This window comes from Ferruginibacter yonginensis (assembly GCF_042651465.1).
GTDB lineage: Bacteria > Bacteroidota > Bacteroidia > Chitinophagales > Chitinophagaceae > Ferruginibacter > Ferruginibacter yonginensis.
Genome location: NZ_JBHSCZ010000001.1, coordinates 715,975 through 731,131 on the forward strand (window position 1 = coordinate 715,975; position 15,157 = coordinate 731,131).

Sequence of the window (15,157 nt, forward strand, 5' to 3'; positions counted from 1 at the left end):
ATGTTACGTTCATTATTTATAAAAATTGGCATTATATGTAGCCTTTGTATGCCCTTTCATTTAAAGGCACAAACCAGCATTAACGGTACAATTACGCATGCCCCAAATGCAAACGCTGTTGGCCTTATTGATGCAGGCAGTAAAGCATACGCCATTAAATACCAAGGTGATGCCGTTGCACTTTACGAAGCAATGGAAAATTTTTTATTAGCAAAAAAATACCGCAAAATAAATTCAAATATTGGTAGAATTATTACTATTTACAATGATTCTGCAAAAGTAGTAAAAGGGAAAAAACAATATGAAGCAACCTATACAAGGTTACAAAATACCATAACACAAATAAATGTTGAAACGAATGAACGCAACGCTAAACTTCAAAGTTTACAAGCAGAAACTAATGCAAAATTTGAAGTTTTTGATCAACAAACAGCAAAAGCTTTATCGCAATTAAAATTAAAAGCAGGCGATAACAGAGCCATAGCTGATGCAACAGGCAATTTTACTTTAAAGGTTACGCCAGATAAATATATTGTTTTACTTATTTCAAATAATAAAAATGGATTAACTACTACTGAAGTTTCTGGAAAAGTTTTTGTGCAACTTGTAGAAGTAAAAGAAGGCGAAACCATTACAATTAATCATAAGTTTTTTAATGATTAAAAAAAATATTGATAATAGTGTTGCAAACAAAAAGTTTCCTTATATTTGCAATCCATAAAAAAGGCTGCGTAGCTCAACTGAATAGAGCATCTGACTACGGATCAGAAGGTTTTAGGTTTGAATCCTAACGCGGTCACTAAAAGTAAAAAGCCATGAATATTTTTCATGGCTTTTTTATTAAAACATGCTGAACAATGCCAATCGTTTATAAGTTCAAAATCAAGGCACCATAACCACCTTCTATACCTTTACTTAATCCACTTATGTATTTATTATAACCAGCGGCAACACCTACTTTTTTTATAATTGGTACATAAATATTAGCACCAATTCTACTGTAGTTAATATTACTTAATTGAAAAGTTGATTCATTTAAAGCACTTGCACCTGCTTCACTTTTGTTAGATGATTGTCTGGCTGCAAATACATCAAAATATACCCTATTACCTGCATAACCAATTTTAAATTCTGTAATGGCCGCATCTGGCACATGATTACCTTTTATGCTATAACCAGCAGTACCAATTGCAAATAGCCCAAAATGCCATTTATAATTAACTACAAAAAGATTGTTTAACTGTATGCTCCTACTACCAATACTTACAGCCGATTCATATTGATCATTTAATTTATAGTTACCCAATGGAAATGATAAACCCGATGCACCAAGTAGTTGTAAAGTTGATTTTTTAAACGAAAATTTCTTAAGATTGTATTTAAAGAAAAAAGAAAAATCTTGAATGCCTTTTGCTTCATTTGTATATCCAAGATTATCAGCAATTTCTTTGGTAACTACTCCTTTAGCCTTTACATAAGGTAGGTTAAGCTGTAAATCTACATGATCACTTAAACCAATAGTTGAAAAAAAAGATATACTTGTTGTAGTAACATTTGAAAACGTTTTCATGTTAGCATTTTTCTCTAAAAAAAAACGATTATAACTATCGCCATAATAAGAAACCACAAATGATTTTTTATTTTTTCCTTGCAAAAAAGGACTGATGGGCGACTGAGCAAATAACGCACTAACTGAAAATATAATGAACGAATTTGTGAGCGTAATAAACAATTTAAACATGTACTTTTTATTTTTAGTACGTTCATTAATCCCAAAAACTTACAAAGTATTGCGATAAAAAAAGCCTAGCAAAATACTAGGCTTTTTTATAAAAAGTGCGTTTATAATTATGGTAATAACACTCTATCAATTACATGTACAATACCATTGCTACATTGAATATCAGGAATAACCATATTAGCAGGTGTCATAATACCATTACTTTTAATTGTAAATACACCGTTGTTAAATGCGCTATAAGTAAGTGTACCACCACCAGCAGTTGTTGCAGTTAAGCCGGTTTGTTCAGATGTAAAACGACCTGTACCTACAGCATGGTTTAACAATACTTGTTGTAACACTGCAGGTGGTGCAGCAGCAACAGCGGCTACATTAGGGAAACCAGCTGCTCTAAATGCTGCATCAGTAGGTGCATAAATAGTAAAGTTACTAGCTGGGTCAGATAATACTGTTGCTAAACCAGAAGTAACAACCGCCTGTACTAAGAAAGTTAATTCAGGGTTTTTGAAAACTTTAGCAGTACTTAATAATTGTGCTGATGCAACAATGTTAGTACCAGTTGCTAACAATACTTTATCAATTACATGAACAGTACCGTTGCTTGCCTTTACGTCAGTAGCTAAAATTTTTGAACCATTAATATATTTATCAGCACCTCTTGTAATAATTCTACGAGTTAAACCACCTAATGCAGAACCTGAAGTACTACCAGTAGTTAAAGCACTGTTTAATAGATTACCATTTGATACATGGTACAATAATGTGTTTGTTAAAAAGCTATTTTGTAACACACCTAAGCTACCAGCATCTACTAATCCTAAACGAGCAAATGCAGCGTTTGTTGGAGCAAATACAGTAAAGTTACCAGAAGGATCACCTGCATTTTTGTTTGATAATGTTACCGCAACACCACCTTGAATAGCAGCAGCTTCTAATGTACTAAAATCAGCACCAGCTACAGCAATAGCTGCAATACTTGGTAATTCGTTATCGTATTTTTCACAACTTGTAAGCATTACAGCTGCAGTTGCAGCTACTGCCATCATTTTTGTTATTTTCAACATGATTATTATTTTTAAAAGAGTTTAATGTAATTTTTAATTAGAAAGAATATACAACACCACCGTAACCACCACTAGCTTCGCCAAGGTTACGACCATCAACATAAGCACTAAAACCACCAGTGATACCAAAACCTTTTACAACAGGAACATAAGCGTTAATACCAATTCTGTTATAGTTTACTTTAGTAAGTGGAAATGCACCTTTAAAACCTTCGTTTACAATATCAACACCTTTTGATGATAATTGTGAAGCAGCAAATACATCAACATAAAAATGTTTGTTTGCATAACCTGCTTTTAATTCGCTAATGAATGCACTTGGCACATCATTACCACGAATGCTGTAACCCAATGTGCCTGTTAAAAAAGTACCATTTTTACCTTTAAAATGAGCAGCAATAAATGTGTTTAATTGTGTTGCTCTATTACCAATAGCAATAATTGATTGTAAACCTTGATCAACCTTATAATCACCTATTGGCGCTTGAAAACCAATTGAACCTAATAACGCAATATTGTTTCCTTTACCTATTTTAAAATTGTAAGGGTTGTATTTAGCGTACAAAGAAATATCTTGTAAACCTTTCATTTCGTTGGTGTAACCTAAGTTCGCCAATACCTGCTCAGAAGCTTCACCTTTTGATTTGATGTATGGAACACTCAATTGCAAATCAACTTTGTTGCTGATACCATACGTACCGTAAACATTCACACTTGTAGTAGTTACCTTATTAAAAACTGGTACTCCATCCACTTTTGTAGGCACTAAAAATACTTTGTCATAGCTTTCACTACTGTAAGAAACAACTACGTTTCCTTTTCCTTTCCCTTGCATAAAGCCGTTAACTGGACTTTGTGCTTTTACTAACGCTGGCACTGATAAAACAGCAATAGCCAAAGCAATTTTCATTGATTTCATAAATGTTAATTTTTTTGAACTTAAAATTTAAATTGAAAAATTTTATAAAACACCTTGTGTGTTTTCATGAAGACTTACGATGATATAACAATAGCGGATTTTTTAACTTCACTTTATTTTTAAAATGTTAAACATAAAAAAAGCCGCATTAAATGCAGCTTCTGAAAGATTCAATTAAAAGGTTAATATTTTTTTAACAACCCACATAACTCAAAATAAAAAAGTAAACCTAGCCCTAATGATAATGTTAAATGAAATAATAAGAAGCCAAAGTTTTGCATACTTATACCATAAATAACCGCAGTAGTAAATAACAAAAACAATAATAAATACATTACCAATGCACTTGAAATTTTGTTTGAAGAAAATCTTTGTAACGCAATAACACCGTTACTTTCAGCATTGAATTTTGGTGTACGAATAAAAGCTGATTTTTTCCCGAAATAACCTTGCAATACGGCTTTGCTATTATGAAAACTCATACTTGCCGTAATTGATAAATATATCTGGAACATTTTTGCAAATTGAAAAATGCTTTTGTTTTTAAAATAATCTGCCGTTGCAACTTTGTAGGTAACTGCTAGTACTATAAAATTTGTAAAGAAGATAGTACCAACTGTCATGATAGGTTTAACTGCTGGCAAAATATCTTTTATAAACAATAATGGTAAACTTAAAAAAGCACTTAATGCAATGGCTAAATAAACACCTGAATTTAATAAGTGACCAATAGCATGCAATTTTACTCCAAATGGTTGTTTCGCTTTAAATAAAGTTGGAATCATTTTTCTTGAAACTTCGGCTCCGCCTTTGGTCCAACGAAATTGCTGACTTTTAAATGCAGCTAATGTTGGCGGTAATTCTGCTGGTGATACTACATCTTCTAAATATAAAAATTTCCAGCCTTTTAATTGAGCCCTGTAACTTAAATCTAAATCTTCGGTTAACGTATCTGCATGCCAGTTTCCTGCATCAATAATGGCTTCTTTTTTCCAAACGCCGGCAGTGCCATTAAAATTAAAAAACAAGTTTAAATTACTTCTGCTCGTTTGCTCAATTCTAAAATGATTTTCAAGCCAAAAAGCTTGTGCTTTTGTGATAAGCGAATATTCTCTATTGGTATGTCCCCACCGAGTTTGTACCATACCTATACCATCTTGATTTAGTACGGGCACTGTTTTTTGCAAAAAGTCTGGCGACGGAATAAAGTCTGCATCAAAAATAGCGATGTATTCGCCTTTTGCTATTTCTAAACCGTATTTTAGTGCACCTGCTTTAAAACCACTCCTATCTTCTCTTCGTACCACTTTAATATCTACACCTTTAGCCAACCATTTTGCAACTGTTTTATCAGCAATAGCTACTGTTTCATCATTACTATCATCTAACACTTGTATTTCTAATAAGTGAGCAGGATAATCCATTACACAAACTGCATCTATCAAGCGTTCCGTTACATATGGTTCATTGTACAGTGGTAACTGAATGGTAACCATTTTATCAATAGTAGTAATAAGATTAGGTGCTGTATTAATGTTCTTTCTTTTTTTATTCCACTTAATATAATTGAGTGTTAAGTGAAATTGCATAATAGTATAGCAAAAAATAAATAATGTTGTAATGCAATACACCACCAATGCTATCATCAAAAAAATCTTCATCACGTAAAATTATCTATAATTATTTTGTTACTATAAAATCACCATTTTTATATTGAATTGGTCCATCCAATTTCTTCGTTTCTTTTGGACCATTTTCAAGCTTTAAAACGCCTCTTGGACAAACAGCGCTACAAACACCACAGCCTACACAACTACTACGAACAATATCTTGCCCACGTTGTGCATAGGCTCTTACATCAATACCCATTTCGCAGTATGTGCTACAATTACCACAACTTATGCATTGGCTGCCATTAGTAGTAATTCTAAACCTACTAAAAAACTTTTGTTGAATACCCAATATTGCAGCCATTGGGCAACCGAACCTACACCAAACCCTGCTACCAAAAATGGGGTAAAAACCAACACCTATTACACCACTAAATGCGGCACCAATTATAAAACCATACCATTCTCTTACTTTATAAGCATCTAAAAACAATACTTTTGAAGCGCCTGTAAAGTAGTTGTAAATAACTAATGCGGTCATTACAACAGCAAAAATTAACACACTATAAATGGTTACTCTTTCTAACTTCCAAGCACTCATTTTTTTTGATGATAACTGTCTAAAAGGGTCACCAGCAGTTTCTGCCAAACCACCACAACCACAAACCCAACTACAATACCAACGCTTACCAAAATAATAAGTAAGAAAAGGCGAAATAACTGTTATCAACAAAATGCCCCAAACCAACACAAACATTCCAAAACTACCACTGCTTAACAATTCTTTTATATGCCAATCGTGAAAGAAATAATAGTTAAGAGGCCACATGTTTTTAAAATCGTTATAAGGCAAATTTAAACCTCCTAAAATTTCAGGTAATAAAAATGCCAAAATCAATTGAAAGAACATTATTGACAACGTACGTAAAACTTGGTATTTACTATGTATGTTTTTATAAATAAATTTTACGCCCATTAATAAAATAGCTAAAGTGTATAAAGTACCGTACACAAACCATTGGCTAGCTGCATGGCCGCTTAACAAATAACTCAATGGATCAAAAAAACGAACCAACCCTGTATTGCCCTTTTCATTTAAACCCAAGTATTGAGGATACCAATACAATAAAATATAAAAAGCAGTTAACGATACACCTAATACCCAAGCCCACAAGCCTCTACTAGTGAGGCTTTTAAACATTACGCCATTATTTTTTATGCCTGGCGTTTTATCAGCATACAAACCATTGGTGTATAATAAACTGCCAGCAGATAAAGTAATTATAAATACACCTAATAAAATGGGATGAAAAAATTGATTAAATAAACCAATGCCTAACACAAAAGCAGCTATCACAATTAAAGCAACCCCTACCTTCATTTTGGTATTTAATTGAGCAGTTTCAGCATGGCTAGCAACTGATAATGATATATCGTAATTCATGTTAGTTGGTTAAAGTTGAATGTAAAAGAATTGATATTTAAAGCGCATGTAACTTTTTACTTTGAACAAATGCTTGTTGAAAATGATGTTCATATTTTTTAAAAAACTCAGGATCAAAATTTGCTTTTGAGAGTTGTTGTACAACAACATCAACGGGTGTTTGCTGGTTAAGCCACTCATTACACACTTCGTGCCTTATACGTATACCGAAAGTATTTAAGCCTTTAAATGCTTTGGTTTCTTTATGCCACATTAAACGCAAAGCTCTATTACCTTTTGCATCTTGCCACCAAAACCAATCGTCAGTAGCAGCTAGTTGTGCTGGCACCAAACCATACGTTTGATATTCGAGGTCGAAAAATTTAGCGCTGTTAAACCAATGCCCCGGTTGGTATTTTTGAAGATTGCCTACAATATTTTGTGCAGCTGTTTCACCATGCATTTTACCAGTATACCATACTTGCTCTAATGGCCTACGCCCTTCAATAGGGGTTTGAAATTGAGCACAATCACCAATAGCAAAAACGTTTTCAAAATTTGTTTGAAAATAATTGTTTACCAATACGCCTTTATCAATTGCTATTTTACTATCTTTTAAGAAAGCAATGTTGGGGCTAACACCTACTGTTAAAGCAACAAAACCACAAGGTATAGTTTCACCTTTACTTGTTACAATTGCCTTAACCCTTCCTTCGTTGTTTCCTATAATTTCTTTTAACTCGGTACCCAATTGCAAATCAACATGGTGATGTTGTATTAAATTATTGATGATATTACTTTCATCTGCTGGTAGCACAGCATCCCAAAAACTATTTTCTCTAATTAAAAATGATACTTTAATATTTCTACTCAACAACATCTCTACAGTTTCAATACCAATTAACCCACCTCCTACTACTACGGCTTGCTGAATACCATTAGTATATTTTTCCATACTTTCAAGGTCTTGTAAATTGTATAAACCTTGTACACCTGCTAAATCTTGTCCGGGCCAACCAAATTTGTTACTCTTGCTACCAGTTGCAATTACTAAAAAATCATAATTAAGTGAAGTATCATCCTCAAGTATAATAGTATTTTGCTCTGGTGAAACTTTTGCAACATGAGCTTGTATTAAATGAATCCTATTTTTCTCCCAAAAATAGGGTTCGTAAGGTTGAGTATGTTCTTGCTTCATGTGCCCCATATAAATATACATGAGTGCCGTTCTGCTATAAAAATATTTTGATTCAGATGAAATTACTGTAATATCAAAGTCGCTGTACTTTCTAATATGTCTTGCACAAGTAATACCAGCAATACCATTTCCAATAATTATAACTTTTGAAGACATATTAAGCAGTTTAAAAATCAAACATAAAAAAATCGATTTTGCTAATGTAGTACGTTACGACATACGAAAACTTACAAGTAAAAGTTTTTATTTAAAACTAACCTTAAGGTAACACTATAAACACAAAACGTTGTAAAATTTTATTTATAAAACTTTACAACGTTTATTGAATATAATACCAATTTACTTTTGTTCGTTTAACGACCAATTGTAATCTAAATAACTAATGGATGCATTATCATTTATTTTAGTACTCGTATATTGGTTAATAAATGCAATTTTTGATTTTCCTGTCTTCTTAAAATCACCATTAAACCAATTAAAAATAGACGATAATTTAGGATTTTGAGCTGCTACTTCATTTTTACTTTTATCTGCTAAAAAATCTTTCGCTTGTTGATCTAATTGTTTATTGAGTGTTGCTGCTTCATATGCTTCATTCAACAATTTAGGACAACTCATTGATGCACAGTTGATAGCAAAGTGCATTCGAGGATCTTTGAATTTCTTTCTTAAAATTTTATGTTCTATTGTATTGAGCGTCATTTTTTTACCATCAATACTGAAAAACTTTTTATCCCATGCGGTATTAACAAAAATGATAGGGTTTGCTGCACCCAAATCTTTAATGCTTTTAACAGGATAATTATCAACAATTAATTTTACAGTAAACGCATTGTAAGCGTTGATCCAATAAGCAAATTTTTCATCTTTACTCCAATCGTTCGCAGGAGCATTGTTACTTAAAACGGCTAAATATTTATTCAACGCTGCTGAATCTTTTATGAAACCTTTATAATCAACCAAACCAGCGTTATTTACATGTTTTTTAAGTAATGTAGTCCATTGTTCATGTGTAATGGCATTGCCTTTCCCTTTTGGTACACCAGTTAAACATGAAGAAAACAATACCGTACTAACTATTAATATTAAATAGAATTTCATTTTATATAATTTATGTTGTATTAACGATTTACCAACTGTGTTAGATTTTTATTGCAACATTAATATGTTGACTTTAACAGTTCAAGAAGTGTTTCATAGAACTGTTGTACATTTATTTACATTATTATGCCAAAGTATGAAAATTAAATCATCGCTTTTTTTTATTTTTTGTTTGCCGCTAATTAGTATGGTGAGCAACAATAGTTGTAATGATATTAATATAAATAAAAAAATTGAACAAAATACAAAGCAACCAGTCATTGCCATAAAAGGCATAACGCTAGAAGCGCCGCCAAACCCAATCGATAGTATAGTTTTTAAAAATATGCAACGCATTAATGCAGATTGGGCCGCTATTATCCCTTTTGCATTTAGCAGAAAAGGGCAGCCTGCTATTCAGTACAATAGCCCTAGGCAATGGTGGGGCGAACGAGAAGATGGTATTATAAAAAGTATTGAACTAGCCCACCAACAAAAAATGAAAGTGATGCTTAAACCTCAACTGTGGATTGGTGGTGGGGAATATACTGGTCATTTTACTTTAGATGGCGATAGTAGTTGGGCAATTTGGGAAACTAACTACAAAAATTACATCATGTACAATGCGATGATTGCAGCAAAAACAAACACTGAGTTACTTTGCATTGGTACCGAAATGGATGAAACCGTAAAGCAACGGCCACAGTTTTGGAGTAATTTAATTGATAGTATTAAAACAGTTTATAAGGGCAAACTAACATATGCAGCTAATTGGAACTGCTATAAAGACTTTACGAATTGGCAAAAACTAGATTATATTGGTATTGATGCATACTTTCCTTTGAGTAATGAAGTAACTCCCACTGTTGAAAATTTATTACAAGGTTGGCAACCCCATTTTGATGCTATAAAACAATACACAACGCAACAAAAAAGGCCTATTTTATTCACTGAATATGGTTACCGTAGCATGAACCAATGTGCTTTTGAACCTTGGCAATCGTACAACAAAAGTGAAGTTAATTTAATAGGTCAACAAAATGCTTACGAAGCATTATACCAAAAATTTGCGAATGAAGCTTGGTTTGCAGGCGGTTTTATATGGAAATGGCAAGTAGATGATGCGAAGGCAGGTGGCCCTAATAACCATAATTATACGCCTCAAAACAAACCTGTTGAAGCCACTATTTCAAAATGGTACAGCAACAAATAATTATGCTTTTACATTGTATTTATCAAAGTAAATATATGCTGCTAACACACTAGCATACTCTAAAACGATGAGCCAAACATTTTCATGAAATGGGGTGTTACCATATGCGTTGTATGATAAAAAAGCAGCCGAAACCCACACCCATACATACTTTTTATTGGCCAGTATAGCTAACGGAAACAAATTAATTATATACCAAGGATGTACAGTTGTGGCAAATAAATAGTACAGTGTAAAAACGACTATAATCATTTTTAAAAAATGAACATCAGTTAACTGTTTATTTTTAAAATAGATAAAAGCATAAATGCTCAAAAAAAGCAACATTAAAAAAGGACCAATAAAACTAATATAATTGTACCCTTTAAACCACCAGCCTATTTCTCTTGCGACATAGTAAATAGATGCATTGAATTCAAAATTTTGGAAGTATAAGTTTAAACTTTTACTAAACCCATTTATAGATGCTTCACTTACAAAAGGTAAAAATGTTACTATTACGATAAGCAATACCATTGTTATAAACTGTATACTTTTTTTAAAGCCAAGGTATCTTACACATAATGGCAACAACATGAGGGGAACCAACTTAGTGATAATTGCAAATGCCCAAAATAAAGCAGCCCACAACATTTTTTTATGAAACAAGTAAAAAATACTACCTAACAATAAAGCTACCTGTACCACTTCAAAGTGAGCATTTCCGGCACCTTCTATTATTACCAATGGATGCAAAGCATATAGCACTAACAGCTTTTCATCTAATTTAAAATACACTAATAGCTTATATAAAAAATATACGGCTAACATATCGCCAGCGGCCATTATTAGCTTTATAATTATTATACTTGCAACGATTGATTTACTACCCAAAAAAGCACCCATCCAAAATATACCTTGCATGAGGGGTGGGTAACAGGTATAAAATTGTGGATGATTTATTTTGCTATGCAGCAATACCCAATAGTCTACAAGAGGAGTTGTAGTTGATAGACTAGCCAAATAATCATTCGGAGTAGTTAACATAGGGTTATTACCTGTAACAATTAATTGGCCATCCCAAATAAAACGATACACATCATCACTTAAAGTAGGCAATAAAAAGGCAGCTGTTACCCTTGCAACAATGGCTAAAATTACAATATGTTGGATGCTTATTTGTGAACGAAACTTGTAAAAAATAAATAATAAAATGTGTAGCAATACCTGCCAAAAAAGTATAGCAACGAATGCTTCTCTTTTCAAAAAAATTTGTCCAAAAGCTAATAAAACCAAGTACAACAATGAGAGCAGTAGCCAACTTGTTTTATTGAGGGCAATTTTAGGCATACTTAAAAATAGTTTTTATTATTTTATAACCAGCCATAATACTTCCTTTTATTGAGCCACTTACTTTACTTACACCTCCGGCCCTATGGCGATACTTTACAGGAACATTTACACAACGCAGTTGATGTTTTACAGCTTTAACTTGCATTTCAACCGTCCACCCATAATTTTTATCAACCATTTTTATTTTTTCTAGTGCCTCCCAAGTAATGGCTCTAAAAGGTCCTAAATCAGTAAATTGATGTTTGAAAAAAATTTTTATTAAAGTTACCGCCAACCAATTGCCGAAAACTTGTTGCGGTGTCATACTACCAGGCTCACGTAATTTTTTGATTCTACTACCAATAACCATATCAGCCTTACCTTCAATGATAGGCGTAATAATTTTTTGCATTTCATCAGGATAGTCACTAAAATCTGCATCTAAAAAAACCACCACATCACAACCTCCTTGCTGCCTTATATAATCTAACCCTTTTAAACATGCATTACCATACCCAGCATTTTTTTCGAACAACACGGTAGCACCGCAAGCATTGGCAATTGCTGCAGTATCATCTTTACTATTATTATCAGTAACAATAATTTCTGTACAAATATTTTTAGGTACAGCATTTATAACCAATGCAATACTTTCTGCTTCGTTATAAGCAGGTATTACTAATTTTATGTTTTTATTTAAATACATTCAATACTTTTTTGAGGCGCTTTAGTTACGAAATGCTTTGGCAAGTAGTTTGCATAAGTTAAATATCTTTAACACCATCAATTATATAAAACCATTACGTTCATTATTTGCGTAATTACAATCATTATAAAACATTATCATGAAAAAATTTACATTAGCTATCATAACATTATTATTGATTGCGCTACATACGCAAGCACAAATAAAAAACTTACAAGATTACTTTAATAAGGTTGATCAATTTTTAGCAACCAATGTAAAATCAGGTAAAGTTAATTACAAAGGCATTGCAAGCAACAAAACTAATTTAGATGAATTGATAGCATTTGCTGCTACAAAACAAAAATTTGGTTCAGTAAACGAAGAAAAAACTTTTTACTTAAATACTTACAATATCGCTGTAATAAAAGGTATTACCAATGCATATCCTGTAAAAAGCCCTATGGATATCGCTGGCTTTTTTGATAAAAAAACATTTACAGTAAATGGTGCAACTATCACTTTAAATGGTATTGAAAATGACATCATCAGAAAAAAGTATAATGATGCTCGAATTCATTTTGCATTGGTATGTGGCGCAAAAAGTTGCCCACCGTTACCATCATACGCTTTTAAAACAGAAAAGCTCGACACTCAATTAGATGCGTTAACCAAACAAAGTATACAAAATAGCAACTTCATTAAAATTGATAATAAAGCTTCAAAAGCAGCTGTATCGATGTTGTTTAATTGGTATAAAGATGATTTTATTAAAGCAAAGGGATCTGTAATAAATTTTTTAAATGCTTATTTAAAAACACCTTTACCTGCAACTACTACTGTTGAATTCTACACCTATGATTGGGCTTTAAATACGCAATAACGTTATTAAATTATTACTAATACATCATTATCGTTTTCAGTTAAAGTAAAAATCTGCTATGGCAGATTTTTTTGTTTGTTAAAGCAACTTAAAATTTCAATGTTTGAACATTTAATTCATACATTTACAATCTAAAAACCAAAATATTATGGCAACTACAAAAGCATATGCAGTACATAACAGTACAGATCCCCTACAACCTTGGAATTTTGAAAGAAGAGAACCCGGTGTTAATGATGTTGAATTTGAAATTTTATATTGTGGTGTTTGCCACAGTGATATTCACCAAGTTCGCAATGAATGGGGTGGCTCAATTTACCCAATGGTGCCAGGCCACGAAATTGTAGGCAAAGTAACCCGAGTGGGAACAGGTGTAACAAAATTTAAAGCTGGCGACACTGTTGGTGTTGGCTGTTTTGTTGACTCATGCAGAACTTGCGATAACTGTAAAGATGGGCAAGAGCAATATTGTAGCAACGGACACTCACAAACCTACAATTCATTTGAACAAGATAAAGTAACACCTACTTATGGTGGTTATTCAAAATCAATAGTAGTTAATCAAGATTTTGTTTTACATGTATCAGACAAATTGCCTTTAGATGCAGTAGCACCTTTATTATGTGCAGGTATAACTACTTACTCTCCTTTAAAGCACTGGAAAATTGGTAAAGGCCATAAAGTTGCTGTAGCAGGTTTAGGTGGTTTAGGGCACATGGCAGTAAAATTTGCTGTATCGTTTGGTGCGGAAGTAACCGTATTGAGTACCTCTGCCAATAAAGAAGCCGATGCTTTAAAATTAGGAGCACACAAGTTTGTTGTAATTAAAGATGAAGCTCAATTAAAATCAGTTACCAATTATTTTGATTTTATTATTGATACCATCTCTGCTGAGCATGATTACGTAACTTATTTATCGTTTTTAAAAACCAATGGGGTACAAATTTGCGTAGGTGCACCACCAACACCTGCTGCCGTTCATGTATTCAATTTAATTGGCGGTAGAAAAAGTTTGGCTGGCTCACTTGTAGGCGGTTTACCTGAAACACAAGAAATGCTTGATTACTGTGCTGAACATAATATAGTGTCTGATATTGAATTGATAGACATAAAAAATGTGGAAGATAGTTACAAGCGTATGTTGAAAGGCGACGTAAAATACCGTTTCGTTATTGACATGGCAACATTATCTTAATTCACAACATAAAAAGTTCAACATGGAAAAATTTGCATTATTAGCTCGAGTAGAGGCTAAACCAGGTAAAGAAGCTGAAGTAGCAGCCTTTTTAAAAAGTGCTTTACCACTAGCCGCAGCAGAACCCGATACGGTAAGATGGTATGGGTTACAAATTAACGAAAATACTTTTGGTATTTTTGATACGTTTGAAACTGAAGATGGTCGTAAAGCGCATTTACAAGGACAAATTGCCGCAGCCTTAATGGCAAACGCAGCTGAGTTACTTGCAAAAGACCCTGTAATAGAGTTTGTAGATTTATTGGCCGTTAAATAATTTTAAACAAAAAAAATAATAGTATGAACATTACTTTAGCACAAGCGGAAGCAGCTATTGCAGCAGCAAAAACAAAAGCAGCAGCGATTGATACCAAAATGGATATTTGTGTGGTAGATGCTGGAAGCAATTTAGTAGCATTTGCACGTATGGATGGGGCTTGGATAGGATCCGTTGATATTTCATTTAAAAAAGCTAAAACGGCTGCATGGTTTACCATGGATACTGCTGCATTATCACCGTTAGTACAACCCGGCCAACCATTGTACAATATTGAACATTCAAACGGAGGTTTAATAACTTTTCCTGGTGGCGTTGCAATTAAAAATGCAGCAGGTGAAGTAATTGGTGCTATTGGTGTTTCTGGTAGTACTGTTGAAAACGATCATACTGTTGCAGAAGCAGGTGCTGCAGCTGTAAAATAAATACATTTTCTTTTTTATTAAAAGCCACCTTAAATGAGGTGGCTTTTTTATTTTAAACTTATTATGTATTTGAAAGGTAAAGCTTTATAAAAAA

The 15,157-nt window shown here is 32.9% G+C and carries 15 protein-coding genes and 1 tRNA gene; 7 read left to right on the forward strand and 9 right to left on the reverse strand.

Annotation, left to right across the window (positions count from 1 at the left end; genetic code table 11):
- Positions 1-663 (forward strand): hypothetical protein, encoded by a 663-nt coding sequence (locus tag ACFOWM_RS03070; protein ID WP_379706919.1) that lies wholly within the window; start codon positions 1-3, stop codon positions 661-663.
- A 62-nt stretch (positions 664-725) separates the two neighbouring features.
- Positions 726-799, forward strand: a tRNA-Arg gene (locus ACFOWM_RS03075).
- A gap of 69 nt (positions 800-868) precedes the next feature.
- On the opposite strand, the gene ACFOWM_RS03080 is transcribed toward ACFOWM_RS03075, so the two are convergent.
- From ACFOWM_RS03080 to ACFOWM_RS03110, 7 genes are all read right to left on the reverse strand, one after another.
- Positions 869-1,741: a hypothetical protein gene (locus tag ACFOWM_RS03080; RefSeq protein ID WP_379706922.1), complete on the reverse strand. Its 873-nt coding sequence runs from the start codon at positions 1,739-1,741 to the stop codon at positions 869-871.
- Between the two features lie 107 nt (positions 1,742-1,848).
- Positions 1,849-2,805, reverse strand: a complete 957-nt coding sequence (locus ACFOWM_RS03085) for a fasciclin domain-containing protein (RefSeq protein ID WP_379706924.1) — start codon at positions 2,803-2,805, stop codon at positions 1,849-1,851.
- Between the two features lie 37 nt (positions 2,806-2,842).
- Positions 2,843-3,724, reverse strand: coding sequence for a hypothetical protein (locus ACFOWM_RS03090; RefSeq protein ID WP_379706926.1), 882 nt, complete (start codon positions 3,722-3,724; stop codon positions 2,843-2,845).
- 182 nt (positions 3,725-3,906) lie between these two features.
- The gene (locus tag ACFOWM_RS03095; protein WP_379706929.1) at positions 3,907-5,385 is read right to left on the reverse strand and encodes a cellulose synthase family protein; all 1,479 of its coding nucleotides are present in this window, start codon (positions 5,383-5,385) and stop codon (positions 3,907-3,909) included.
- A 19-nt stretch (positions 5,386-5,404) separates the two neighbouring features.
- Positions 5,405-6,778 carry a 4Fe-4S binding protein gene (locus tag ACFOWM_RS03100; protein ID WP_379706931.1) on the reverse strand — a complete coding sequence of 458 codons (1,374 nt, stop codon included), beginning with the start codon at positions 6,776-6,778 and terminating at the stop codon, positions 5,405-5,407.
- A 37-nt stretch (positions 6,779-6,815) separates the two neighbouring features.
- Positions 6,816-8,111: an NAD(P)/FAD-dependent oxidoreductase gene (locus ACFOWM_RS03105; protein ID WP_379706933.1), complete on the reverse strand. Its 1,296-nt coding sequence runs from the start codon at positions 8,109-8,111 to the stop codon at positions 6,816-6,818.
- A 183-nt stretch (positions 8,112-8,294) separates the two neighbouring features.
- Positions 8,295-9,056 (reverse strand): DUF547 domain-containing protein, encoded by a 762-nt coding sequence (locus tag ACFOWM_RS03110; RefSeq protein ID WP_379706936.1) that lies wholly within the window; start codon positions 9,054-9,056, stop codon positions 8,295-8,297.
- Positions 9,057-9,192: 136 nt separating this feature from the next.
- Between ACFOWM_RS03110 and ACFOWM_RS03115 the strand changes: the two genes are divergently transcribed.
- On the forward strand, positions 9,193-10,248 hold the full coding sequence (locus tag ACFOWM_RS03115) for a glycoside hydrolase family 113 (protein ID WP_379706938.1): 1,056 nt from the start codon (positions 9,193-9,195) through the stop codon (positions 10,246-10,248).
- Here the strand turns inward: ACFOWM_RS03115 and ACFOWM_RS03120 are convergent, their stop codons facing one another.
- Together ACFOWM_RS03120 and ACFOWM_RS03125 are read right to left on the reverse strand one after the other, a co-directional pair.
- Positions 10,249-11,577 carry a hypothetical protein gene (locus tag ACFOWM_RS03120; protein WP_379706941.1) on the reverse strand — a complete coding sequence of 443 codons (1,329 nt, stop codon included), beginning with the start codon at positions 11,575-11,577 and terminating at the stop codon, positions 10,249-10,251.
- Complete coding sequence (locus ACFOWM_RS03125) at positions 11,570-12,265, reverse strand: glycosyltransferase family 2 protein (protein WP_379706944.1); 696 nt, start codon at positions 12,263-12,265, stop codon at positions 11,570-11,572. Before ACFOWM_RS03125 ends, ACFOWM_RS03120 begins: the two co-directional genes overlap by 8 nt.
- 139 nt (positions 12,266-12,404) lie before the next feature.
- Here ACFOWM_RS03125 and ACFOWM_RS03130 point away from each other — a divergent pair, with 139 nt between their 5' ends.
- From ACFOWM_RS03130 to ACFOWM_RS03145, 4 genes are all read left to right on the forward strand, one after another.
- Positions 12,405-13,127 carry a DUF547 domain-containing protein gene (locus ACFOWM_RS03130; protein WP_379706947.1) on the forward strand — a complete coding sequence of 241 codons (723 nt, stop codon included), beginning with the start codon at positions 12,405-12,407 and terminating at the stop codon, positions 13,125-13,127.
- Positions 13,128-13,275: 148 nt separating this feature from the next.
- Positions 13,276-14,322: an NAD(P)-dependent alcohol dehydrogenase gene (locus ACFOWM_RS03135; protein ID WP_379706950.1), complete on the forward strand. Its 1,047-nt coding sequence runs from the start codon at positions 13,276-13,278 to the stop codon at positions 14,320-14,322.
- A 22-nt stretch (positions 14,323-14,344) separates the two neighbouring features.
- Positions 14,345-14,638 (forward strand): putative quinol monooxygenase, encoded by a 294-nt coding sequence (locus ACFOWM_RS03140; protein ID WP_379706952.1) that lies wholly within the window; start codon positions 14,345-14,347, stop codon positions 14,636-14,638.
- Between the two features lie 23 nt (positions 14,639-14,661).
- Complete coding sequence (locus tag ACFOWM_RS03145; RefSeq protein WP_379706955.1) at positions 14,662-15,063, forward strand: GlcG/HbpS family heme-binding protein; 402 nt, start codon at positions 14,662-14,664, stop codon at positions 15,061-15,063.
- The last annotated feature ends 94 nt before the right edge of the window (positions 15,064-15,157 follow it).

Coding starts and splice junctions, on each gene's coding strand:
- ACFOWM_RS03135 (WP_379706950.1), top strand. CDS start 13,276: ATGGCAACTACAAAAGCATATGCAGTACATAACAGTACAGATCCCCTA.
- ACFOWM_RS03095 (WP_379706929.1), bottom strand. CDS start 5,385: ATGAAGATTTTTTTGATGATAGCATTGGTGGTGTATTGCATTACAACA.
- ACFOWM_RS03140 (WP_379706952.1), top strand. CDS start 14,345: ATGGAAAAATTTGCATTATTAGCTCGAGTAGAGGCTAAACCAGGTAAA.
- ACFOWM_RS03080 (WP_379706922.1), bottom strand. CDS start 1,741: ATGTTTAAATTGTTTATTACGCTCACAAATTCGTTCATTATATTTTCA.
- ACFOWM_RS03085 (WP_379706924.1), bottom strand. CDS start 2,805: ATGTTGAAAATAACAAAAATGATGGCAGTAGCTGCAACTGCAGCTGTA.
- ACFOWM_RS03105 (WP_379706933.1), bottom strand. CDS start 8,111: ATGTCTTCAAAAGTTATAATTATTGGAAATGGTATTGCTGGTATTACT.
- ACFOWM_RS03070 (WP_379706919.1), top strand. CDS start 1: ATGTTACGTTCATTATTTATAAAAATTGGCATTATATGTAGCCTTTGT.
- ACFOWM_RS03130 (WP_379706947.1), top strand. CDS start 12,405: ATGAAAAAATTTACATTAGCTATCATAACATTATTATTGATTGCGCTA.
- ACFOWM_RS03090 (WP_379706926.1), bottom strand. CDS start 3,724: ATGAAATCAATGAAAATTGCTTTGGCTATTGCTGTTTTATCAGTGCCA.
- ACFOWM_RS03125 (WP_379706944.1), bottom strand. CDS start 12,265: ATGTATTTAAATAAAAACATAAAATTAGTAATACCTGCTTATAACGAA.
- ACFOWM_RS03100 (WP_379706931.1), bottom strand. CDS start 6,778: ATGAATTACGATATATCATTATCAGTTGCTAGCCATGCTGAAACTGCT.
- ACFOWM_RS03120 (WP_379706941.1), bottom strand. CDS start 11,577: ATGCCTAAAATTGCCCTCAATAAAACAAGTTGGCTACTGCTCTCATTG.
- ACFOWM_RS03115 (WP_379706938.1), top strand. CDS start 9,193: ATGAAAATTAAATCATCGCTTTTTTTTATTTTTTGTTTGCCGCTAATT.
- ACFOWM_RS03110 (WP_379706936.1), bottom strand. CDS start 9,056: ATGAAATTCTATTTAATATTAATAGTTAGTACGGTATTGTTTTCTTCA.
- ACFOWM_RS03145 (WP_379706955.1), top strand. CDS start 14,662: ATGAACATTACTTTAGCACAAGCGGAAGCAGCTATTGCAGCAGCAAAA.